The organism is Paraburkholderia caribensis, from assembly GCF_002902945.1.
GTDB classification, from domain to species: domain Bacteria; phylum Pseudomonadota; class Gammaproteobacteria; order Burkholderiales; family Burkholderiaceae; genus Paraburkholderia; species Paraburkholderia caribensis.
The window spans coordinates 2,359,616-2,380,502 of sequence record NZ_CP026102.1; the positions used below are offsets into that span (position 1 = coordinate 2,359,616).

Consider the following 20,887-nt stretch of genomic DNA (forward strand, 5'->3'; position numbering starts at 1 on the left):
CGTCTAAACCAAGGAGTCGAATATGAGAGCAGTGCGTTTTCACTGTGCGCACGATATCCGGGTCGAGAACGTCCCCGACCCGACGAGCATGGGCGCGAGCCAGATGATCGTCAAACCGCTGTGGTGCGGCATCTGCGGCACCGACCTGCACGAGTATCAGGCCGGTCCCATCGTCGTGCCGACCGAGCCGCATGCATTGACGGGAGCAAAAGCGCCTCAGGTTCTCGGTCATGAGTTCAGTGCGGAGGTCGTCGAAGTCGGCAAGGACGTGAAGAACGTGCAGCGCGGCGACCGTATCTCCGTGATGCCGCTCGCGTCGTGTGGTCAGTGCTACTACTGCGCGCGCGGCATGCGCCATCTCTGCACGAAGATGGGTTGCGTCGGGCTCAGTTGGGACGGCGGCGGTATGGCCGAATACACAGTGCTCAACGACTATCACGCGAACCGCCTGCCCGACACCGTCAGCGACAAGCAGGGTGCGCTGATCGAGCCAGCTGCCGTCGCACTGTATGCCGTGGACCGGGGCGGCGTCACGGTCGGCTCGACGGTGCTGATTACAGGGGCGGGCCCGATCGGCGTGCTTGCTGCCCTCGCCTGTCACGCAGCGGGCGCCACGAAGATATTCGTCAGCGAACCCAACGCGGCGCGCGCCGCGAAGATGGCCGGCTTCGGCGTCACGACTGAAATCTTCGATCCGTCCGACGGCGACCTGCCGCAAAAGATTCGCGATTTGACGGAAGGCGTGGGCGTCGATGTCGCGATCGAATGCGCTGGCAACCAGCATGCGCTGAACGCCTGTGTCGATGCCGTGCGTTCGGCGGGCGCCGTGGTCCAGGCAGGTCTGCACGTCGGCACAGCGAGTGTCGATCCAATGAAATGGTCGCTCAAGGACATCCGCATCGAAGGAACGTGGTGTTACCCCGTGACGATCTGGCCGCGCATCATCGGCATGATCGCGAACGGCAAATTCCCGGTCGAAAAGCTCATCCACGATCTGATCGATGCCGACGATGTCGTCGAAAAAGGCTTCGACGTGTTGAGCGACAAAGGCAGCGACAAGATGAAGATTCTCATCAATCCCCAGGTACGGTGACGACATGCCGCAAACGCAAGAGAAACACAACGCACAACAGATCGGCTGGATCGGCCTCGGCAAGATGGGCACGCCGATCGTGCGCAATCTGCTCGCCGCAGGATTCCACGTGACCGTGTATGACGTCGACGCAGCGCGCATCGACGAGGCCGTTCGACTCGGCGCCCGCCGCGCTGAGGATCTCGCCAGCGTCGCGCGTTCGGCCCCGCTCGTGTTCTCGATCATTCCCGACGACGCCGTATTGCGTAAGGTCGCGCTCGGTGCACATGGCGTGATCGAAAACGCAAACGACGGCGCCGTCTATATCGACATGAGCACGGTCTCGCCCACGGCGTCGGGCGAAGTACGCGACGCGGCGCACAAGCGCGGAATCGGCTATATCTGCGCGCCCGTATCGGGCAGCACCGTTCTTGCCGACAAGGCGCAGCTAACGGTATTCGCATCCGGCCCGCAAGACGCGTACGACCGCACGTTGCCCGTCTTTGAGGTCATGTCGGCGCGCCAGTACTACGTCGGCGAGGATCAGCAGGCACGTTATCTGAAGCTCGCCATCAATCATCTGGTCGGCTCGACGGCCGTGCTGCTGGCTGAGGCGCTCACGCTCGGCACAAAGGGCGGGCTCGACTGGGCCAGGATGCTGGAGGTGATCGGCGATAGCGTCGCGGCGTCCCCGCTCGTCAAATACAAACTCGATCCACTGAAGAATCGGGACTTTTCCCCTGCCTTTTCGTCGCGGCAGATGCTCAAGGACATGTCGCTCGTCGTCGATGCGGGCGCGGACGCCGGCGTGCCGATGATAGCCGCAGCGCTCGTGCGCGAGCAGTTCGCGCGCTACGCAGAGGGCGATGGTGCGGATCTGGATTTCTTCTCGATCGTGCGCGCCGTCGAAGCGCAAGCCGGCATTTCCCGCTGAACGCTTTTCTCACCACATTCAGGAGTTGCGATGCACTACACCGTCTACTGCCTCGACCATGACAACATGGTCGAACGCCGTCTTGCCCATTACGAAGCACACAAGGCTTATCTGGCCACCTCGCCCGTCAGGATGGTCATGTCCGGCCCGCTGCTGGCAGGCGATCAGGAAACGATGATCGGCAGTTTCTTTCTTTTCGAAGCTGACGAGATCGGCGACGTGATGCGCTTCAACAGCAACGACCCGTTCAACAAGGCGGGCATCTGGCGCAGCGTGGATATCCGTCCGTTCCTCAAGCGCGTCGACAACCGCTAGTCACATCAACGGATTCGATCCATGCGAAACCTCGACGAGAACACCATCACGGATGCCGTACTTGCACGCCACGAACAGGCACCCGATGAGCGGCTCAAGACGATCGTCACGAGTCTCGTGCGGCATCTGCACGGCTTCGCCCGCGAAGTCGGCCTGACCGAGCGCGAATGGGAAGCCGGCATCCGCTTTCTCACCGATGTCGGCCATATCACCGACGACCGCCGCCAGGAGTTCATTCTGTTGTCGGATACGCTCGGCCTGTCGATGCTCGTGACGGCAATGGCGCATCGCAAGCCGAAGGGCTGCACGGAGGCAACCGTTTTCGGTCCTTTCTTCGTCGACAATGCGCCCGAATATCGTAACGGCGACGACGTCGCCAACGGCGCGCGCGGCGAACCGTGCTTCGTATCGGGTGTCGTGCGCGGCCAGGGCGGCGAGCCGGTAAGCGGCGCGCGCATCGAAGTCTGGCAGGCGGACGCCGATGGCTTCTACGATGTCCAGACCAGCGACGCCGACACGCATCGCGCAAGAGGTGTGCTGCATAGCCTTGCCGATGGACGCTATCACTTTCGCTCGATCGTGGCGGAGCCCTATCCGATTCCTCACGATGGTCCCGTTGGACGCATGCTCGAAGCGCTGGGGCGTCACCCGTGGCGCCCGGCGCATCTGCATTTCATGATTACGGCGCCCGGCTATGAACGGCTCGTCACGCACGTGTTCCGCGAGGGCGATCGTTACCTGGACTCGGACGCGGTATTCGGCGTGCGCTCGTCGCTGATTGCGCCCTGGACTCGCCACGAACGTGGCACGGCGCCCGACGGTACGGTGATGGCGACGCCGTTCAGCACGCTCTCATTCGACTTCGTCCTGAGTCAATGCCCATGATTGCCTTCACCTATATCAGCCGGCCCGGCCGCATCGTCTTCGGCACGGGAGCGATCGAGCGCCTCGCGGATGAACTGGACGAACTGTGCATCCGCCGCGCGCTCGTGCTCTGCACGCCCGAGCAGCGCTTTCTTGCCGACCGCGTGCGCAAGCTCGCGGGCGAGCGATGCGCGGACATGTTCGATCGGGCCGTCATGCATGTGCCCGTCGAAACCGCGCAGGAAGGAGTCGCGGCGGCGCTCGCAGCGGGCGCGGATGGACTCGTCGCAGCGGGAGGCGGCTCCACGCTCGGGCTCGCAAAAGCCATTGCGCTCGAAACCTCGTTGCCGATTCTCGCCATTCCGACCACGTACGCCGGGTCGGAGGTCACGCCTATCTACGGCATGACGTCGGCGAGCGAGAAAAAAACCGGCAAGAGTTATCGCGTACTGCCGCGCACCGTGATCTACGACGCGTGCCTCACACTGACCTTGCCCGCGTCGCTGTCGGCGACGAGCGGCCTCAATGCAATTGCGCATGCGGCCGAAGGGCTCTATGCGCAGGACGCCAACCCCGTGATGTCGCTGTTTGCTGAAGAAGGCATCCGCAGCCTCGCGAATGCGTTGCCGCGCATCGTGAAGCAGCCGGACGATATCGCGGCGCGCGAAGCCGCCCAGTATGGCGCCTGGCTGTGCGGGACCGTGCTGGGGAGCGTCGGCATGGCATTGCATCACAAGCTGTGCCACACGCTCGGCGGAATGTTCAATCTGCCGCACGCAGAGACCCATGCGGTGATGCTGCCTTATTCGATGGCGTTCAATCTGCCCGCGGCGCCAGCCGCCCACGAACGCCTGTGCAAGGCACTGGACACCCGGGAACCCGCCGCGGCGCTGCACGACCTTGGCCGCTCGCTTGATGCCCCCGCGTCTCTCGATATGCTAGGCCTTCGCTCAAGCGATATTGATGCTGCCGCCACGGCAGCGATGCAGGCTCCCTACTACAACCCAAGGCCGCTCTCCCGCGAAGCGGTACATCGCTTGCTGGCGTGTGCTTTCGACGGCATACGGCCCGACAGCCGGACCTTCCAGAGCGTATAGCCGCGTCCCCTGGCGAAGCGCGCATCCGCAGATTCTTCCTGCCAACATTGCAACTTTCGATATTTACTTTACATGGACAAACGGGCACTCATCATTGGCGCGACGGGCATCGTCGGCGGCAATCTCGCGCAACATCTACTGGCGCGCGGAGGCTGGAACGTAACGGGTCTCTCGCGCGGACGCACCAAAGCGCCCGACGGCGTCGAATCCGTCACAGCCGATCTCACTTCCGCGCAATCCGTTACGGATGCGCTGCAAGGACAGCATTTCAGTCACGTCTTCTTTACCGCATGGTCGCGACAGGCAACCGAGCGCGAGAACATCGAAGTGAACGGCGCAATGGTCCGTCACGTGCTGGATGCGCTCGGCCCGACCGGCAAGCTCGAGCACGCCGCGCTCGTCACGGGCCTCAAGCATTACCTCGGCCCTTTTGAAGCGTATGCGCAAGGCAATGTCCCGCTCACGCCGTTTCGGGAGGAACAAGGCCGGCAACCCGTCGATAACTTCTACTACGAGCAGGAAGACCGGTTGTTCGAAGCCGCGCGTCGATATGACTTCAGCTGGAGCGTGCATCGACCGCATACCATCATCGGCTTCGCGCTCGGCAACGCGATGAACATGGGCGTCACGCTCGCGGTGTATGCGACGCTGTGCAAGGAAACGGGGCAGCCGTTCGTGTTTCCCGGCTCGGCCGCCCAATGGAACAGTCTCACGGATATGACCGACGCGCGCCTGCTCGCGCGGCATCTGGAGTGGGCGTCCACCTCTCCCGCCGCACGCAACGAGGACTTCAACGTCGTCAATGGCGACGTGTTCAGATGGAAATGGATGTGGTCCCAGCTCGCGCAGTATTTCGGCATCGAGCCCGCGCCTTTCGACGGCGAGACGCGTCCGCTCGAACATCGCATGCAGGATGCGGGCAGGCAATGGGCGGATATCGCGGGCCGCTACCAACTGAAGGAACCGGATATCGGCAAGCTCGTGTCGTGGTGGCATACGGACGCCGACCTCGGACGTCCGATGGAAGTGTTGACTGACATGAGCAAGAGCCGTAAAGCCGGCTTCCTCGATTATCAGCCCACACCGGATGCGTTCTTCGCGCTCTTCGATAAATTGAAGCGCGAACGGATCATTCCTTCCTAGACGGGACTCTCGCCCGCGTTCACGACCTCGATGCTGCATCGCCTGGAGAAAGGATCGGTTACGGAGATCGAGTTCGTCAACGTGACGGTCCTGCTCTGGGGTGAACGGCTGGGGGTTCCGACGCCCGTCAGCGCTGAGACGAAAGGGCTCGCGCTCGAAGCGCCTGTCCCGGGCGCAACCGGAGGCGACCGGACTTGCCGCGATCATCAATCCCGTCCACCGGATTGAAGGCTTACGCTCTCACCACCTGACGAGCGCGGCGACCCTGATCATTTGTCGGGTTGGCCGCCTTCGCGGGGCAGTCCCCGTTGCTGCCGCTGCGTGTGCACCGCGGGATCACGCTCTGCTTGCGCGGCCGTCACCGCGTCGACCGGGTCATCACGCTGCCGCATCAGCCAGTAGACGCTCCCCAGTGCCACCAGCGCAAACGCAAGCGCCGCGATCTGGGCGGGCGCGCTGGCCGGATCGAGAATGATGAATTTGCGGGCAATAGCCAGCAGCGCAACCAGAAGCACCGTTTTGACCTGCACGATGTGATCGCGCCGCGCCATCACGCGCGTAATCGAATGCTTGAATTCCATCGCGATCAGCAGCGTCATGACCATCCCGAAGATGGTTTGATACACCGCGTGATCCAGCGGGTTCAGCGCGTCCGAAACCAGCAATGAAATCACCGCGTGAATCAACTGCCAGAGCGACACGAGGATAATGATGGAAATCACGACGCTCAGCACATGCGCGACAAGCTGCTCGAATCGTTCATAAAAGGTGAGCATGTCCCACTGCAGACGCAACGCATCGATATCCCTGCGTAGCCAGCTTTTCTTACTTTCCATGATTTGACTCCCGGAGAGCCGTCGTTGCGCCGCGAGCGCATCGCGCGTGCATGGAGTGCACATGCGCCATGCACAGTCCATTCACGAGTCGCGTATGCACATGCTACTGTTTTTCGCGTTTGTGCGGCTTCTTTGTGGATAGCTGCTCAAAGCGACACGGGCTGACCAGGAGAGGATCGGGCCCTCGTGGCCCTCGTGGCCCTCGTGGCCCTTGTTGCCCTTGTTGCCCTTGTGCCCTTTCGCATCGTTCCGATCAGCAGCTTTGCGGCGCGCCTTCCGTTGATGCTGTTCACAAAAGCGCGCGCTAATCCGTGCATCTCGGGATTAGCGACTAGACTTGAAGCGTCGTCGGTGCATGCGCACGCAGCAGGCACGTATGCGCCATTCAGTGAATTCAGTCACGATTGGAAGGTGCAATCGAAGGAGCCAGACCGATGCCGAAGACCGTTCGAACCGCCGAGCAGATCCGCGACGAACTGCAGAACCGCGTGACGAAAATCGCCGCTGATGTGCCGGGAGCTTTGCGGGTGCGCATACCGCTACCAGAGCGGCATCCGCCCGACGCATCCGGCCGCAACTGGAACATGGTGCCGCTCAATGACCTCGGCGTAGATTGCGCACATTATGTCCAGAAGGCGATCGAAGACATGCGCAGCGAGTTCGTGCTGCCAGATTGACGCCTTGATACGAAACGGGAGCCGCTCATGCAAACGCACGTGTTTGAGCATCGAGGCTACGAGATCGCGGTACACCCGGAGCGGAATGCATACGGCGCGTGGCAGGCGACCGTGAGTGTGCGCCATGCCGATAGCCGCGTGGCCGAATTCCGTCCGGAGACGATTCAGCCGGAATGGCTTACGCAGGAGGAGGCGGTCCGCGATGGCATCGAATGGGGCATGCGTTTTGTCGATCGCAAGCTGGATGAGTCGCACGACCTGATGTGATCGAACGATCAGCGGAAAGGGGACAAAACCTGGCAGTTTCGCGAAAGACACCCGCCTCCGATGCGCTTATAGTGCTTGAGTACGGCCAAGCGCCGATATCCTGGCGATACCTCGGCGCGGCCGGCTGCTCGTGAAGCGCGAGAATACGATGCAAAGTCGTGACGTCCTCAACAGTGGATAGCATATTCATGGTCAGGATCTATGGACGCATGCGCAGCGCACAGGGCTACGCGATACGCGACTTCCTGCATCGCAGCGACATACCGTTCGAGTGGATCGAACTGGGCAGCGATAAGGAAGCCGAGGACCTGGCGCACGTGCAGCATCTTTCCGATTCACGCCTGCCCGTCTGCGTTTTCCACGACGGCACGCGGCTCGAATGTCCGACCATCCGGCAAATCACCGAGAAGCTCGGCTGGTTTGCGAGTCCCTCTCGTGAAGCCTACGATCTTGCGATTTACGGCGCAGGACCGGCGGGATTGAGCGCCGCAGTGTACGGCGCATCGGAAGGGCTGCATACCGTACTGGTGGAGCGCTGGGCATTGGGCGGTCAGGCAGGCAGCAGTTCGAAGATCGAGAACTATCTCGGCTTTCCACAGGGCCTGAGCGGCGCGGAACTCGCTGAACGGGCGCGCGACCAGGCCGTCAAATTCGGCGCTGAAATCCTGCTGGCGCGCGCCGGTGTGCACGCGGAGTTTCCGCCTGGCCAGGGCATCGTATATCTGGAAGACGGCACGCGTATCACGGCGCGCACCTCCATCTGCGCGACGGGCGTGGCATATCGCACGCTAGGCCTCGCGGGTGAAGAGCGCTTTCTCGGCGCAGGCCTCTATTACGGCGCCGGCGCCAGCGAGGCTGCGTTGATCCACGGCGAAGACGTGTATGTGGTGGGCGGAGGCAATTCGGCGGGACAAGCCGCCATGCACTTTTCGCAGTCCGCCAATCGCGTCTATATGCTCGTCCGTGACGCATCGCTCAAGAACACGTTGTCACGATACCTGGCGGATCGCATTACATCGGCGTCGAACATCGAGGTGTGCACGTGCACCGAAGTTACCGCGCTTGCTGGCGACGACGTGTTGCAGGAGATAACGCTGACCGATGTGCGAACCACCCAGTCCCGCAGGGCAAAAACGCATTGGCTATTCGTCTGCATTGGCGGCGTGCCGCAGACGGAATGGGCACAGGAGGTCGGCGTCGTTCGCGATGAAGGCGGCTATCTCGTGACCGGGCCCGATCTGCAGGAATATCGGGCGAACCTGAACTGGCCTCTCGAACGCGCGCCACTGCATCTGGAAACGAGTGTGCCCGGCGTATTCGCAGCGGGCGATGTGCGTCACGCATCGATCAAGCGCGTAGCGTCGGCAGTCGGCGAGGGGGCAATGGCTGTGGCACTGGTGCATCGCTATCTGAATAGCAGCTGAGCGCGAGCGCAACCTTGATCCCCGCGCGTCTGCGCACACCTGTCCGAGGAGCACGATGATGACCGCCGGTTGCACGCACCTGGGCCAAGCCCGCATACTCAACACGTCCATCGACTATTGCGAGGACTGCGTGAAGCTCGGCCAGCCGTGGGTACATTTGCGGCTTTGCCTTTCTTGCGGACACGTCGGCTGTTGCGATTCGTCGCCCAACCGGCATGCGAGCAAGCATTTTCACGCGACCGGTCATCCGCTGGTCAGGTCAATCGAACCCGGCGAAACGTGGATCTGGTGCTATCGCGACGAGATCGTGGCCGGTGAACTTGAATCGTGAGGGCGACGCCCCCGCGCGGGCGGGGGCGTCGCACTCCTGATCGCGCCAGCATCACGCATGTGCCGGTGCCTGCGTTGACGCGTCGCTGCGCGCTTCTGCTTCTGTGGGCGATGCTCCTTTCTGCACACGCACAGAACGCGTCCCCGAGTCGTAGGTCATGGTGACCTTGTCGCCATCGCGCACGTCGCCTCGCAACATCGCATCGGCGAGTTGTGATTCCACCTCAAGACGGATCTTGCGTTTGAGCATCCGCGCGCCGAACTCGGGGTCATAGCCGATCTGTGCAAGATGATCGCGCAACGCGTCGTCGAACGACAGATCGATGTTTTGGGCCAGCGCGGTACGCCGTACGCGTGCAAGTTGCAGGTCGACGATACGGCGAATCTGCTCCTTGCCCAGCGCATGGAACACGACGACTTCATCGACCCGGTTCAGAAACTCGGGCCTGAAATGATGCCGCAGCATTTCCATCAAGCGGTCACGCAGTTCAGGGTAGCCGAGCTGCTTCGAGTCGGCCTTCATGTTGTCCTGGATCAGTTGCGAGCCGATATTGCTGGTCGCGATGATGATCGTGTTGGTGAAATCGACCAGACGTCCCTTGCCGTCGGTGAGCCGCCCTTCGTCGAACAGTTGCAGCAGAATGTTGTGCACCTCCGAGTTCGCCTTCTCGATCTCGTCGAGCAACACCACGCAATATGGCCTGCGCCGCACTCGCTCGGTGAGTTGCCCGCCTTCCTCGTAGCCGACGTATCCGGGGGGCGCCCCAACCAGCCGCGCCACCGTATGACGCTCGGAATACTCGCTCATGTCGATGCGCACCAGCGCGTTCTCGTCGCCGAACACGGAAGCGGCCAGCGCCTTCGCGAGTTCGGTTTTACCCACACCCGTAGGCCCAAGGAAGAGGAAGCTCGCAGTCGGCTTGCCGGCCTCCGTCAAACCGGCGCGCGAAAGCCGCACCGCTTTGGCCACTGCGGAGACGGCTTCATCCTGTCCGACTACGCGTTCCTTCAGATGGTCTTCCAGTCGCAACAGCCTTTCACGGTCTTCGGCCGTGAGTTCGGCTACCGGTACGCCCGTGAGGGACGAAACGATTTGCGCAATGTCTTCCGCCGTCACTTCCTGCGAACTGGTGCCGCGCTCCTTCTTCCATGTTTCAGTGGCTTCATGCAGGCGTTGTTGTTCCGCGACGAGCTGTCCTTCCAGTTCCTTGGCCTTATCGAATTGCTTTGCAGCGCTGGCCGCGTCCTGTTCCTGCCTGATGCGGCGAATGCTCGCCTCGACGTCGTGCAATGGTTGCGGACGCGAATTCGACGAAATGCGCACGCGGGCGGCGGCCTGATCGAGCAAGTCGATTGCCTTGTCTGGCAAAAAGCGTGCGGCGATGTAGCGATCCGAAAGTTTTGCCGCTGCAGCGATCGCCTCTTCGGTAATTTTCACCTTGTGATGTGCTTCGAGCCGGTCGCGCAGGCCGCGCAGGATCTCGATCGTTTCCTCGACGCTAGGCTCAGGCACCGTCACGGGCTGAAAGCGCCGTTCCAATGCCGAGTCCTTTTCAATGTATTTCTGGTATTCGTTCAAGGTGGTCGCACCCACGAGGTGCAACTCACCGCGAGCGAGCGCAGGCTTGAAGACATTGCCGATATCGAGGCCGCCTTCGCCGCCGCCCTGGCCCGCGCCGACAATCGTATGCAGTTCGTCGATAAATACAACGAGGCGGTCCTGGTTCTCGATGATCTCATCCAGTACCTGCTTGACGCGCTCCTCGAACTCGCCACGATACTTCGCGCCAGCCACCACGCTATTGATATTCAGTTCGACCACGCGCTTGCCGCGCAGCACTTCCGGCACCTGATCCTGAGCAATGCGCTGCGCCAGACCTTCGACGATAGCGGTCTTACCCACGCCGGGTTCGCCGATCAGCACGGGATTGTTCTTGCGCCGCCGCGCGAGCACTTCAATGGTCGTTTCGATTTCCTTGTCGCGGCCGATCACCGGATCGAGCTTGCCCTGGCGCGCAAGCGCGCTGAGATCGCGCGCGTACTTGTCGAGCGTGGGCGTGGTGGAACGGCCTTCCACCTTGCCGTCTTCGGCACCCTTGCCGACCACGTTGACTGCTTTTTGCCGCAGCGATTGCGGCGACAGCCCGAGCTTGCGCAGCAATTCACCTGCAAAGCCGTCTTCTTCCTCGACGAGCCCAATCAGGATGTGCTCGGGTCCGACATAGCTGTGACCCAGTTCCAGCGACGCCTTCAACGCATTTTCCAGCGCACTCTTCGCGCGCGGCGACACGCCGATCTGCTCGTTGTCGCTGGGCTCCTTGCGGGTGCCGCGCGGCGCGCTGTGGTCGATGGTCTTCTTGATCTCTTCAGGATCAAGCTTGAATTCGCGCAGGATTTCCTGCACCACATTGTTATCGGCAAGCGCCAGCAACAGGTGTTCCGTATCGACTTCGTTCTTGCCATATTCGACCGCGGCTTGGGCTGCCGCTTGCAGGCGGTCCAGACCGCTCTGGCTCAGGTACGTCTGCAGGTCCACCGCTTCACGCGCCCGGCGATGCCGGCGTGTACGGCCGCCTGGCTGTGCGCCTGCCGAATCGCCCGTCTGTCCGCTGCCGGCCGCTGTACCCTTATTTGCGCCGCCGGATTGTCCAGCCGAGGGCCCGGTGAACCGGGTACCTCGGCCGCTTTCCATCTGCGGCCACATGTCGTCGAACAGACTGTCGAACAATCCGCCATGAAAGAGGGACTCGAGCGGCGACAGGTGGCGCTGATTGCGCGTCATGAACTCCATGTAGTGCTCATTGCACAGCATCAGCTGACGGCGCTGACCGTTTTCGGTGATCGTGATCTGTGAGGTTGCGGGCCTTCCACAGACGCTGCACTCAGCCATGATGATCTCCTTTTCGTCCGTGCGGAAATTGCTTCCCGCGCGGCTATCGGGTGGGTGAAAAATACCTGTTCCGCTATTTGTTCCGCTGTTTGTTCGGCTACCTGTTCCGGGCTCGCCTTGTTCGCGTGCCGGGCTCGCGCTGCACTCGAAGCGATTCAGGCGAATCCCATCGTTCTTCGTCGCGTCGGCCAGCGCACCGATTCATCGTGCAGTACCAACAGCGGAAGGCAATGCAACGTGTCCTCTCCAATGGATATGCGTCGGATCGTCATGCAAGGTGTAACGCTCCAGCAGGTTGTCGCGTCGCCGGCGGGCAGACGGGCGCGCACAACTCGCGCCGTCAAGCCGACCAGTTCCACGCTGACGGATCGTGTCATTTGATCTCAATGCGCCGTTTCGCTGCCGGTTCTCCGGCCGCTTTGGGGACGCGCAGCGTCAGCACGCCGTTTTCAAATCTGGCCTCTGCCCGATCGAGATCGATGCCCGCGGGCAGTGGGACTGCGCGCTGAAAATGTCCGAACGACCGCTCGACCCGATAGCATCCCTGTTCTTCGCGCGTCGATTCGAAGCGCTTGTCGCCGCTCACGATCAACATGTCGTCTATCACTTCGAGTTCGACGTCGTCACGGTTCATGCCCGGCAACTCGGCGACGACACGCAGTGCGTCGCCTTCGTCGGTGACGTCGATCCGCGGTTGAAACTCGCTCGCGCTGAAGTCGCCGAACCAGCTTCCGAGCGGTCCACGACCTCCGAACGGATCGCGGATCAATTCGGTTAGCAGATGAATCGGGTCAGGCAGCGGCCAGCTGGCAGTCGCAAGTGATACGGGCGCAGCACCGAATTCCATCGGCGCCCCGTTACCCGTTTGTGTGCCAGTCTGTTGCGCGTTTTGCTGGGCGCCTTGCTGACCGGTGCGCGGCGCGTCGGCGCGGCCGGATGCGCCTTTTTGCGCGTGCGAGCGCAAAAACCGGAACGGGTTCCATTTGTCGAGATCCAGAGCCATATGATTCTCCTTACGTGAGGTGCGCCAGTGCCAGACCTGAGGCAGGACCTGGCGCAGCATCACCCGCGGGTTTCACTGTGTAACCACGAGCGCCCGTGAGCGATGCATTCACGGATGCAATGGTGCGTGTGTCTGGCTGGTCAGGTCGTCATGGCGCCAGGCACGCGCAGTGATGCCGATTACGACTAGCAGCGCGCCCGTGAACAACGCATACACGGCGATCAGCCAGACGAGCGCTAGCGCGCCGGCGCCCGGAAAGAGCAACACGAAGATGCCGAAAAGCACGGACAGTACGCCTGTCACCGCTAGCATCCACGCATTGCGCAGGCGCCGGTGCAGACGCGTTGCTGCGATCAGATCCAACACGCCGGTGATAATCGCGTTCGCGCCGATTACGGCGACCAGCACGAGGGCGGTAATGCCCGGGACCAACGCGGCTATCACGCCGGCGCCGACACTGCAGATGCCGAGCAGCAAGGGCACCCACCAGCTGCCGTGCGTCGCCCGGTAGCGGATGGCCGCGACAATGGCGACAACGCCGCTGGCAATCGCATACACACTAAAGAGGGCGATGAGCAGAAGAAGAGTAAGACCGGGCCAGAATAACGCCAGTGTGCCGAACAACAGCGCTACTGTGCCGCGCAGAATGAGCATCCACCAAGCGCGCCCAAGCAGTTCATCCATGCAGGACTCCACGTGTACGTCAGGTGATGAGCTTCAGTCTAGGCTCCATGCATCTGCCGTTCTTTCGCGTTTCTGCCATGCTTTTCGCGATTCTGTGTTCGTAAGGTTTTGCCGAGCCTGAACTTCTGCCCGCGCATGCGCGCACATCGCTTGCGACGCGTGGTCTTTGACGCAAAGCGCGTGAGCACGCCGACTCGAGTCTGAAGGATGTGTAGGTTTGAATCCCGCTACCACCGGTCGCGCATCGCCTGAGCAGCGCAGGGACAGCTCAACAGCGGTCCAACGGCGCGAGGTCGCTTCTGCCCAAATGACTAATACATCTTAAGCAACGCTGAACTACGGCATAATCTTTCGATAAGCCCAAGGTGGAAAAGAGAATCCTGACTATGATGAACCAGGCTACGAGATTGGCCACGGCTCGCGGATTACGATGCCAACCGATGCATGTCGCTTTTACCGACCGCGGACGGACTTTGATGCCTGGATTTCAGCTTGTTGTACCGACAGGCCCCACCGTTGTGCGCGCCGTCGGCTGCGACGACCTCGGCAGGAGTCACTCTATCCTGATAGGTGCACCTTTTACCGCAGTTATCCCCACGATGGCGAGGTTGGACACGATCGCGGACTGCGCTCCCAACGGATGGGTTATCGCGCTCGAATCAGGCGTACTTGGGCAAGTCTCGCAAGAGGCGTTTTGCGCGGTCCCGAAATGGTCTACGTCCTGGGACCCCTTCCTGCGCGAGACCGTGGATACATTGGGCGCCTTGCATAATGCGGATCTCATCGACGCCGCCTGCGCCGACGCGTTTGCCGATGTCATCTCGATGCACATTGCCTTACGCTACGGACACTGTGCTGGTTCGGCACAGCCGGACACGCCACTTACGCGTCGAATGCTGACTCGCATTCACCTCTTCATTCATGAGCACATAGCCGAAGCCATTTCAGTCGAGCAACTCGCAGCGCTGGTGCACATGAGTGCCTCGAACTTCGCACGCGTTTTCAAAACAGCGACAGGTAACCCGCCCCATCTGTACGTGACACTCGAACGAGTGAAGTTTGCGAGGACGATGTTGTGCGAGGACACGCTTCCCCTGGTTGAGGTTGCCGCGCACGCCGGTTTCCAGACCCAGCAGCATTTCACCGACGTGTTTCATCGATATACGGGTATGACGCCTCGCACATTCCGGCTTGCCCACCGAAACGTTGGTGGTTAGTCATTTTCTGGAAAGCGCATCCTCGATCTCGTGTTTGAGTTCTTCGAGCTTGCCCTTCGGCTTGATCTCGTTCGTCACGTTCACATCCGAAAGCCGCGCAGCCGAAGCTGCAGATATCCGACACGTCCTGCAGGAACGAGGAAGACGTGCAAGCCGCAAGAATCTAGTCTTGATGCCATCGTCGTCGCGTCGATGGCCCCGTTAAAGTCCCAGGGTGTGCGCCGGGCGGCATATGCGAGGTTGGCTGGCACCGCAACTGCTTCGCGGCGCGGTCGACGGGCTCGCGGGCAGCGCTGAGCCCGACTCAATCATGCTGCGCAAGAGCCTTGGTTTATTCCCGGAGAATAGAGGAGAAAATCGATGAGCGATCTAGTCGTTGTAAGCTTCAAAGGCGAAGAGACAGCCGACCAGGTGTTGACCAAACTCCGACAGATGCAAAAGGAACATCTGATTGATCTGGAGGATGCCTGCGTCGTGGTCCGTAGCGCGAAGGGCAAGGTACACCTCAAGCAGGCCGTCGATCTCGTCAGGATCGGCGCTGTCAGTGGCGCGGCCTGGGGTGGTCTATTTGGCGGTCTGGTTGGGCTGATGCTGCTCAATCCCCTCGCCGGGCTGGCAACGGGCATGGCCATTGGCGCTGGCACGGGCGCATTGTCGGGCGCGCTCTCGGACTATGGAATCGACGACGATTTCATGCGTTCGACGGGCCAGAACATTGAGCCGGGTTCGTCGGCGCTGTTCATCCTCGTGCGTCGCGTGAATTTCGACAAGGTCCTGCCGGAGCTGAAGCCTTTCGGTGGGAAGGTATTAAAGACATCACTCACGAACGATCAGGAAGAACGCCTGAGAAAGGCGCTAGAGAGCATGAACAGCAGTGATACGACAGCGTAAGCATCGCAGCCCTGCGTCAGGGTTGCGATCTTGAATACTGTTGAAGTTCGCATTTGGGCCGGATCGGCACCCTGATAATTCAAGCGGATTATTCGACGTGGACGTCGATCACGTCGACGCGCAGTTCGACATTGAAGCTGGTTCCCTTATGGAGCGCTATATGACAAAGGCAAGTTGCGTCGACGTCCAGAAGCCGAATATCGCGGCGCAGGAAGCGCCGATGACCCCGGATGAACAACTCGACGAAGCGCTCGAAGAGACCTTTCCTGCGAGCGACCCAATCGCCGTTCACCCCGAACCCGAACAACCCGCGAAGACGCAAACTCAGTCGTCGTCGGTACCAGGCGGCAACATTTTCGATGTGATCTGACGCCGACAAACTGACGCGTCTATGGCAGGACTTTTCGGGCCGAATCAAAGACACAAGGAGCGAATATGCCAGAGACGGAAATCGCACCCGGGGACGCCGGGCAGCGCGACGAGAAAGTCCCGCTGCGCAAGCTCTTCGAGCCCGTAAAAGTCGGCCCCTACACCCTGCGGCATCGTGTCGTGATGGCGCCCCTGACGCGTTCGCGCGCGAGCCGACCAGGCAATATACCGTCGCAGCTCAACGCCTGCTATTACGAGCAGCGCGCAGGGGCCGCGCTCATCATCAGCGAGGCGACGCAGGTGTCGATGCAGGGACAGGGCTATGCATGGACGCCTGGCATCCATAGTCGTGAGCAGGTCGAAGGCTGGCGGCGGGTGGCGGACGCCGTGCACCAGGCGGGCGGGTTGATGTTCATGCAGTTGTGGCACGTAGGACGCATATCGCACCCCTCGTTGCAGCCCGATGAAATGCTGCCCGTTGCGCCCTCTGCTGTTCTGCCGAAAGCGGAGGCGTTCATCGAGAACGAGCGCGGCGAAGGTGTCCTCGCACCCTGCGTCACGCCTCGCGCGCTGCAGGTCGAAGAGATGCCGTATCTCGCGCGCCAGTACTTCAGAGGTGCTCGCAACGCAAAGGCTGCCGGTATGGACGGCGTCGAAGTGCACGCAGCGAACGGGTATCTGCTCGATCAGTTTCTGTTGTCCGGCACGAACCGCCGCACGGACGAATACGGCGGATCGAGCGAGCGTCGGGCCAGGCTGCTATTCGAGGTGATCGAAACGGTTTGCGAAGTATGGGGACCGGAAAAGGTCGGCGTCCGGCTGTCCCCTCTCGGCACCTTCAATGACATGCATGATGACGATCCCGAGGCGACCTTTTCTTACGTCATCGAGAAGCTCAATCGATACGGGCTGGCTTATTTGCACATCGTGAATCCCGCGCTGGCGGCGACCGGTGAGGATGCCGCTTTCATGGAGCGCGCGAAACGCATGAGCGAGATGGTACGCCGCACGTATCGTGGCGTGTTGATGGTTGCGGGCGGGTTCGACGGCGGCAGTGCGGAAAGATGGCTCGAGGACGGCAACGCGGACCTGATCGCGTTCGGACGCTTGTTCATCGCCAATCCCGACCTCCCGCAACGCTTGCGGTCGCGCGCTCCACTCAATTCGCCGGATCCGTCCACGTTCTACGGAGGCGGCGAGCGGGGCTATACCGATTATCCATCGCTCGCGCAGGAGCGAGGGGAGGCCCCACGGTCCGTTGTCGATGGGCGTTGGAGATAGCGTGTTGCTGACCGGCGAGCTCGCCAGCGTAACGCGACGATTGGCGGCGCCCGCCGGGCCAGCGACCAATCACACTGAGAGGCGCATCATGGCTGTCAATACTTGGGTTGTCGTTGCCGACGGCAGCCGCGCAAGGATCTTCGAGACACCGGGACTCAAACTGGATTTGCGGGAAATCGAAGACATCGTCAATGTCGTCGCTGGTGGACAGGCGCTAAGCGAGAAAGATCGCGAAAAATTCGCCAAGACCGTCGCCGACTACATCGAACAGGGGCGTCTTCATCAGCGGTATCAGCGATTGCGGCTTGCCGTCGAGCCGAAGTTTCTCGGGATGCTGCGCGCACGTTTGAGCGAGGAGACGCGTCGCCTGATTTTCGAAGAGATTGACGAAGATCTCTCGGCTCTCGATGCGCACGCAATTCAAGCGCACCTGCAAAGACATTAACGGCACTTTGTCTGCGCTGCCACTGCCACAGGAAGTTCGCGCGAATGCTTTCAGGAAGGCGTTTTAGCCAACCTTCCCTTGTAGTGCGCCAGGGGAATCACACTTCTCGAACATATAAAGTCTTGCAGGTGTGTCTGCCAGGACGACCTTTCGCTCTTCGTCAACGGGAAGCAGCGCCCGCAGGAGTGCGAGCGCGTGAGCAAAACTCTCGTCCGCTTCGAACTGCGTGTGCGGCCAGTCGCTGCCCCACATCAGGCGATGCAGGCCGAAGGCCGCTTTCAGAAGACGGAACGCCTCGTGCGCGTCATCGTCATGCGGGCGAAGCTGGCGCCGGTTCCGATATGCCGCCGATATCTTCACCCACACGCGCCGCGTCTCCGCCAGTTCCAGAAGACGGCGAAAGCCCGCGTCACGTACGCCGCTATCGGGATCGGGCCGGCCGAAATGATCGACGACGACATTCACGCCAGCGTCCAGAAGCGGCTCGACGATGCGTGGCAGCCGCGCAGCTTCCGCATGCACTTCGACATGCCATTTCAGCGCACGAACATGCGCGAGCGTTTGCGCGCTCACCCAGCTGTCGAGCGACAGATCCGCATGCCCGATCAGGTTTAGCCGAATCCCTGCAATGCCCGCCCTTGCCATCTCCGTGAGCGCGTCGATATGGCAATCGCGCTCGATCACCGCGACGCCGCGCAGCCGCTGCGGCGCGCGGCGCAGCGCATCGAGCAGATAGCTGCAATCGGTGCCGAGAAAGCTGGGCTGCACCAGCACGCCGTGCGATACACCGTGCGTATCCAGTTGCGCAAGATAGGCGGCGAGCGGGGCATCGTAGCCGGGCGCATAGCGTCGCTGCCGGACGAGCGGCAAGCCTCGCTCGAATACATGAGCATGGGTATCGACAGATGCGATGCGGGCCGGACGATACGCCGTCTGCCCGTGGCTCGCGCCCGTCGCCGACTTCTCCATCATGAACATTCCTTTCACAGGTGCTGCGCGGTTGCGCGCCAGCGCTCCGCGCATCAATGCCTTTGCGCGTGGGAGAGCGCGCCGGTGTGTTCCGGATCGAGCGCGGCTTCGCCTAGCGCGCGGCCGCGTGTCTCCGGCAACATAAGCACGGACAGCACGACAATCGCGTAGGCGAGACCCGCATCGATGCCGATCGCCGTCCCGAGCGACATATTTGCAGACATATGCCCGACGAGCACCGGAAATCCCGCCGATACGACACGACCGAAGTTGTAGCAGAACCCCACGCCCGTGCCGCGCATACCGCGCGGATACAACTCGTTGAACAACGCGCCCATGCTCGCCGGAATGCCGGCTGCAAAAAAACCGAGCGGAAATCCGAAGAACAGCATCGCGGTATTACCGAGCGGAAGAAACAGATAGGCAGTCACCGTAATCACGCAGCAGATTGCGAACGTGAGAATGGTCTTGCGGCGTCCGATCCGATCCAGCAGCTGCGCACTCACGAGGCACCCGCAGAAGAACGCGACGATTACGACGGCGAGATAGCCGCCCGTGCTTAGCACCGACAGGTGGCGCTCGCTCTTGAGAAAGGTCGGCAGCCAGGTCATTAGCGCGTAGTAGCCGCCGTGCGCGCCAACGCCAAGCAGTGCGCCGATCATCGTCATGCGCAGCACTTGCGGAGAAAAGATGCCGGCGACGACGCCAGGCGTGCGCTCCTGTTGACGCGCGCGCGCGGGCGCGGCGGGCTCCTGCACACCGCGCCGGACGTACAGAATCAGCAGCGCGGGAACGATGCCGATCCCGAACATCACGCGCCACGCGGTATCGCCAGGCAGCAACGAGAACATCAACGCATAGAGCAGCACTGCCGCGCCCCAACCGACGGCCCATGCGCTCTGCACGCTGCCCATCGCCTTGCCGCGATGTTCGTTGCGGATCGTCTCGGCCATCAGCACGGCGCCCGCTGCCCATTCTCCGCCGAAGCCAAACCCCTGCAGCGTCTTCAGCACCAGAAACTGCGGATAATTCTGCGCAAACGCGCACAGGAACGTGAACACTGAAAAAAACGCGACGGTCCATTGCAGTGTCTTCACGCGTCCCAGCCGGTCCGACAGCATTCCCGCGATCCAGCCGCCCAGCGCCGACGCCACCAGCGTGACGCCGCTGACAAGTCCCGCTTGCGTGCGGTTGATCGACCATTCGGCGATGATCGCCGGAATCACGAGGCTGAACATCTGCACGTCGAGCGAATCGAGCGCCCATCCGCCGAAGCACGCCCAGAACGTCCGGCGTTCGTTACCTGAGATCTCGCTGAACCATTTGAACATCGCTGTCTCCTGGGTCGCCGTTCCTGCGTGGGGACGACGTATTTGTTAAGGCGCGACCGCTAGCGGATCTCGGCCTGATAGATGAATTCGCTGGCGGGCCCGCGCGAGCGGCGCCATTCGAGCGGCTGCCTGTCATAGCCGTACGCAAGACGCTCGATGACGACAGCGGGCGTACCCGGCTCGATGTGCAACAACCGCGCATGCAACGGGCCAATCGCTTCGACGGTCAGTGTTTCCGTGGCGGACGCCACGACCTGATTGCACTGCGCCTCGTACACCGGGTACAGCAGGTCACCCACGTCATTCAGGTCCATCTGCGCAAACGCCGCAAAGCGCACGTAGGGCAGCCAGATTTCTTCGGCGAGCATCGGCACGCCGTCGATCAGCCGCAGGCGCGACATCTGGATCACGCGGGCACTGTTCGAAATTTGCAGGATCGCGGCAACGGCCGACGGTGCGTCGACGACCTCGCGGCGCAAGATGCGGCTCTCCGGAATGCGCCGTTCGCCCTGCCGTGTCTGGAAGCGGAAGAAACGGAACAACGAACTGTCGAAGCTCGCGCGTCGCACGAACGTCCCCCTGCCCTGGAAGCGCTCCAGCAAGCCTTCCGCGACGAGCAGATCGACGGCCTTGCGAACGGTCCCGACAGCGACGTCGTAGCTGCTGGCGAGCGCCTGCTCGGTGGGGATCGCTTCACCCGGCCGCCAATGGCGGGCCGCGATCAGGGCAACCATTTCGTCGCGCAGACGCTGGTAACGGGGCAACCGGTCCTCGGCAGGCATTTTCGTCTCCATCAAATTCATATATATGATTTCACATGCACGGTCGATGATGGATCGGTAATAACC

Annotated in this window: 22 protein-coding genes and 1 pseudogene; 16 read left to right on the top strand and 7 right to left on the bottom strand. The window is 61.6% G+C overall.

Translation table 11 applies throughout. The annotated features are described in order from the left end of the window. Positions 1 to 22 precede the first annotated feature (22 nt). The 7 genes and pseudogenes from C2L66_RS27205 to C2L66_RS41840 all read left to right on the top strand — a co-directional run. A complete protein-coding gene (locus tag C2L66_RS27205; RefSeq protein ID WP_054933610.1) occupies positions 23 to 1,093 on the top strand; it encodes a 2,3-butanediol dehydrogenase in 1,071 nt (356 codons plus the stop codon). 4 nt (positions 1,094 to 1,097) lie between these two features. Continuing rightward, positions 1,098 to 2,006: an NAD(P)-dependent oxidoreductase gene (locus C2L66_RS27210; protein ID WP_054933609.1), complete on the top strand. Its 909-nt coding sequence runs from the start codon at positions 1,098 to 1,100 to the stop codon at positions 2,004 to 2,006. A 30-nt stretch (positions 2,007 to 2,036) separates the two neighbouring features. Beyond that, positions 2,037 to 2,321, top strand: coding sequence for a YciI family protein (locus C2L66_RS27215; protein ID WP_035997526.1), 285 nt, complete (start codon positions 2,037 to 2,039; stop codon positions 2,319 to 2,321). 21 nt (positions 2,322 to 2,342) lie between these two features. Continuing rightward, the gene (locus C2L66_RS27220) at positions 2,343 to 3,206 is read left to right on the top strand and encodes an intradiol ring-cleavage dioxygenase (RefSeq protein ID WP_035997529.1); all 864 of its coding nucleotides are present in this window, start codon (positions 2,343 to 2,345) and stop codon (positions 3,204 to 3,206) included. Further along, the gene (locus C2L66_RS27225; protein WP_060605259.1) at positions 3,203 to 4,282 is read left to right on the top strand and encodes a maleylacetate reductase; all 1,080 of its coding nucleotides are present in this window, start codon (positions 3,203 to 3,205) and stop codon (positions 4,280 to 4,282) included. Before C2L66_RS27220 ends, C2L66_RS27225 begins: the two co-directional genes overlap by 4 nt. Positions 4,283 to 4,354: 72 nt before the next feature. Continuing rightward, positions 4,355 to 5,425, top strand: coding sequence for an SDR family oxidoreductase (locus C2L66_RS27230; protein WP_060605256.1), 1,071 nt, complete (start codon positions 4,355 to 4,357; stop codon positions 5,423 to 5,425). 3 nt (positions 5,426 to 5,428) lie between these two features. Continuing rightward, positions 5,429 to 5,560, top strand: a pseudogene (locus C2L66_RS41840) (ketopantoate reductase C-terminal domain-containing protein); the annotation flags it as partial. Positions 5,561 to 5,694: 134 nt separating this feature from the next. On the opposite strand, the gene C2L66_RS27240 reads toward C2L66_RS41840, so the two are convergent. Further along, positions 5,695 to 6,261 carry a phosphate-starvation-inducible PsiE family protein gene (locus tag C2L66_RS27240; RefSeq protein WP_060605251.1) on the bottom strand — a complete coding sequence of 189 codons (567 nt, stop codon included), beginning with the start codon at positions 6,259 to 6,261 and terminating at the stop codon, positions 5,695 to 5,697. A gap of 434 nt (positions 6,262 to 6,695) precedes the next feature. Here C2L66_RS27240 and C2L66_RS27245 point away from each other — a divergent pair, with 434 nt between their 5' ends. The 4 genes from C2L66_RS27245 (at position 6,696) to C2L66_RS27260 (ending at position 8,960) form a co-directional block, all read left to right on the top strand. Next, positions 6,696 to 6,938, top strand: a complete 243-nt coding sequence (locus tag C2L66_RS27245) for a hypothetical protein (protein WP_035997538.1) — start codon at positions 6,696 to 6,698, stop codon at positions 6,936 to 6,938. Between the two features lie 27 nt (positions 6,939 to 6,965). Beyond that, the gene (locus tag C2L66_RS27250) at positions 6,966 to 7,205 is read left to right on the top strand and encodes a DUF6566 family protein (protein ID WP_054933604.1); all 240 of its coding nucleotides are present in this window, start codon (positions 6,966 to 6,968) and stop codon (positions 7,203 to 7,205) included. A gap of 188 nt (positions 7,206 to 7,393) precedes the next feature. Beyond that, positions 7,394 to 8,629 carry an NAD(P)/FAD-dependent oxidoreductase gene (locus C2L66_RS27255; RefSeq protein WP_054933603.1) on the top strand — a complete coding sequence of 412 codons (1,236 nt, stop codon included), beginning with the start codon at positions 7,394 to 7,396 and terminating at the stop codon, positions 8,627 to 8,629. A 58-nt stretch (positions 8,630 to 8,687) separates the two neighbouring features. Then, positions 8,688 to 8,960, top strand: coding sequence for a UBP-type zinc finger domain-containing protein (locus C2L66_RS27260; RefSeq protein WP_036001599.1), 273 nt, complete (start codon positions 8,688 to 8,690; stop codon positions 8,958 to 8,960). A gap of 51 nt (positions 8,961 to 9,011) precedes the next feature. Here C2L66_RS27260 and C2L66_RS27265 read toward each other — a convergent pair whose 3' ends face one another. From C2L66_RS27265 to C2L66_RS27275, 3 genes are all read right to left on the bottom strand, one after another. After that, on the bottom strand, positions 9,012 to 11,849 hold the full coding sequence (locus C2L66_RS27265; protein ID WP_060605249.1) for an ATP-dependent Clp protease ATP-binding subunit: 2,838 nt from the start codon (positions 11,847 to 11,849) through the stop codon (positions 9,012 to 9,014). A gap of 373 nt (positions 11,850 to 12,222) precedes the next feature. After that, positions 12,223 to 12,852, bottom strand: a complete 630-nt coding sequence (locus tag C2L66_RS27270) for an Hsp20/alpha crystallin family protein (protein WP_036001602.1) — start codon at positions 12,850 to 12,852, stop codon at positions 12,223 to 12,225. Positions 12,853 to 12,960: 108 nt separating this feature from the next. Further along, positions 12,961 to 13,536: an HdeD family acid-resistance protein gene (locus C2L66_RS27275; RefSeq protein WP_060605245.1), complete on the bottom strand. Its 576-nt coding sequence runs from the start codon at positions 13,534 to 13,536 to the stop codon at positions 12,961 to 12,963. A gap of 608 nt (positions 13,537 to 14,144) precedes the next feature. Here C2L66_RS27275 and C2L66_RS27280 point away from each other — a divergent pair. The 5 genes from C2L66_RS27280 to C2L66_RS27300 all read left to right on the top strand — a co-directional run bounded on the left by C2L66_RS27280 (position 14,145) and on the right by C2L66_RS27300 (position 17,739). Beyond that, positions 14,145 to 14,753: a helix-turn-helix domain-containing protein gene (locus C2L66_RS27280; RefSeq protein ID WP_233444985.1), complete on the top strand. Its 609-nt coding sequence runs from the start codon at positions 14,145 to 14,147 to the stop codon at positions 14,751 to 14,753. 360 nt (positions 14,754 to 15,113) lie between these two features. Then, positions 15,114 to 15,644 carry a DUF1269 domain-containing protein gene (locus C2L66_RS27285; RefSeq protein WP_035997555.1) on the top strand — a complete coding sequence of 177 codons (531 nt, stop codon included), beginning with the start codon at positions 15,114 to 15,116 and terminating at the stop codon, positions 15,642 to 15,644. A 160-nt stretch (positions 15,645 to 15,804) separates the two neighbouring features. Beyond that, positions 15,805 to 16,014 carry a hypothetical protein gene (locus C2L66_RS27290; protein ID WP_051454122.1) on the top strand — a complete coding sequence of 70 codons (210 nt, stop codon included), beginning with the start codon at positions 15,805 to 15,807 and terminating at the stop codon, positions 16,012 to 16,014. 65 nt (positions 16,015 to 16,079) lie between these two features. Beyond that, complete coding sequence (locus C2L66_RS27295) at positions 16,080 to 17,294, top strand: alkene reductase (protein ID WP_082433996.1); 1,215 nt, start codon at positions 16,080 to 16,082, stop codon at positions 17,292 to 17,294. Position 17,295: 1 nt separating this feature from the next. After that, on the top strand, positions 17,296 to 17,739 hold the full coding sequence (locus C2L66_RS27300; RefSeq protein WP_318248509.1) for a host attachment protein: 444 nt from the start codon (positions 17,296 to 17,298) through the stop codon (positions 17,737 to 17,739). 63 nt (positions 17,740 to 17,802) lie between these two features. Here the strand turns inward: C2L66_RS27300 and C2L66_RS27305 are convergent, their stop codons facing one another. Genes C2L66_RS27305 through C2L66_RS27315 form a run of 3 tightly spaced genes read right to left on the bottom strand, consistent with a single transcriptional unit; the run spans position 17,803 to position 20,821 of the window. Beyond that, the gene (locus C2L66_RS27305; RefSeq protein ID WP_060607117.1) at positions 17,803 to 18,711 is read right to left on the bottom strand and encodes an amidohydrolase family protein; all 909 of its coding nucleotides are present in this window, start codon (positions 18,709 to 18,711) and stop codon (positions 17,803 to 17,805) included. A 50-nt stretch (positions 18,712 to 18,761) separates the two neighbouring features. Then, positions 18,762 to 20,039 (bottom strand): MFS transporter, encoded by a 1,278-nt coding sequence (locus C2L66_RS27310; protein ID WP_054933598.1) that lies wholly within the window; start codon positions 20,037 to 20,039, stop codon positions 18,762 to 18,764. Between the two features lie 59 nt (positions 20,040 to 20,098). Continuing rightward, positions 20,099 to 20,821 (bottom strand): GntR family transcriptional regulator, encoded by a 723-nt coding sequence (locus C2L66_RS27315; RefSeq protein ID WP_054933623.1) that lies wholly within the window; start codon positions 20,819 to 20,821, stop codon positions 20,099 to 20,101. Positions 20,822 to 20,887 lie beyond the last annotated feature (66 nt).

Bases quoted from the DNA above. Each gene is read 5' to 3' on its own strand.
- C2L66_RS27205 (WP_054933610.1), top strand. From the start codon at position 23: ATGAGAGCAGTGCGTTTTCACTGTGCGCACGATATCCGGGTCGAGAAC.
- C2L66_RS27210 (WP_054933609.1), top strand. From the start codon at position 1,098: ATGCCGCAAACGCAAGAGAAACACAACGCACAACAGATCGGCTGGATC.
- C2L66_RS27215 (WP_035997526.1), top strand. From the start codon at position 2,037: ATGCACTACACCGTCTACTGCCTCGACCATGACAACATGGTCGAACGC.
- C2L66_RS27220 (WP_035997529.1), top strand. From the start codon at position 2,343: ATGCGAAACCTCGACGAGAACACCATCACGGATGCCGTACTTGCACGC.
- C2L66_RS27225 (WP_060605259.1), top strand. From the start codon at position 3,203: ATGATTGCCTTCACCTATATCAGCCGGCCCGGCCGCATCGTCTTCGGC.
- C2L66_RS27230 (WP_060605256.1), top strand. From the start codon at position 4,355: ATGGACAAACGGGCACTCATCATTGGCGCGACGGGCATCGTCGGCGGC.
- C2L66_RS27240 (WP_060605251.1), bottom strand. From the start codon at position 6,261: ATGGAAAGTAAGAAAAGCTGGCTACGCAGGGATATCGATGCGTTGCGT.
- C2L66_RS27245 (WP_035997538.1), top strand. From the start codon at position 6,696: ATGCCGAAGACCGTTCGAACCGCCGAGCAGATCCGCGACGAACTGCAG.
- C2L66_RS27250 (WP_054933604.1), top strand. From the start codon at position 6,966: ATGCAAACGCACGTGTTTGAGCATCGAGGCTACGAGATCGCGGTACAC.
- C2L66_RS27255 (WP_054933603.1), top strand. From the start codon at position 7,394: ATGGTCAGGATCTATGGACGCATGCGCAGCGCACAGGGCTACGCGATA.
- C2L66_RS27260 (WP_036001599.1), top strand. From the start codon at position 8,688: ATGACCGCCGGTTGCACGCACCTGGGCCAAGCCCGCATACTCAACACG.
- C2L66_RS27265 (WP_060605249.1), bottom strand. From the start codon at position 11,849: ATGGCTGAGTGCAGCGTCTGTGGAAGGCCCGCAACCTCACAGATCACG.
- C2L66_RS27270 (WP_036001602.1), bottom strand. From the start codon at position 12,852: ATGGCTCTGGATCTCGACAAATGGAACCCGTTCCGGTTTTTGCGCTCG.
- C2L66_RS27275 (WP_060605245.1), bottom strand. From the start codon at position 13,536: ATGGATGAACTGCTTGGGCGCGCTTGGTGGATGCTCATTCTGCGCGGC.
- C2L66_RS27285 (WP_035997555.1), top strand. From the start codon at position 15,114: ATGAGCGATCTAGTCGTTGTAAGCTTCAAAGGCGAAGAGACAGCCGAC.
- C2L66_RS27290 (WP_051454122.1), top strand. From the start codon at position 15,805: ATGACAAAGGCAAGTTGCGTCGACGTCCAGAAGCCGAATATCGCGGCG.
- C2L66_RS27295 (WP_082433996.1), top strand. From the start codon at position 16,080: ATGCCAGAGACGGAAATCGCACCCGGGGACGCCGGGCAGCGCGACGAG.
- C2L66_RS27305 (WP_060607117.1), bottom strand. From the start codon at position 18,711: ATGATGGAGAAGTCGGCGACGGGCGCGAGCCACGGGCAGACGGCGTAT.
- C2L66_RS27310 (WP_054933598.1), bottom strand. From the start codon at position 20,039: ATGTTCAAATGGTTCAGCGAGATCTCAGGTAACGAACGCCGGACGTTC.
- C2L66_RS27315 (WP_054933623.1), bottom strand. From the start codon at position 20,821: ATGCCTGCCGAGGACCGGTTGCCCCGTTACCAGCGTCTGCGCGACGAA.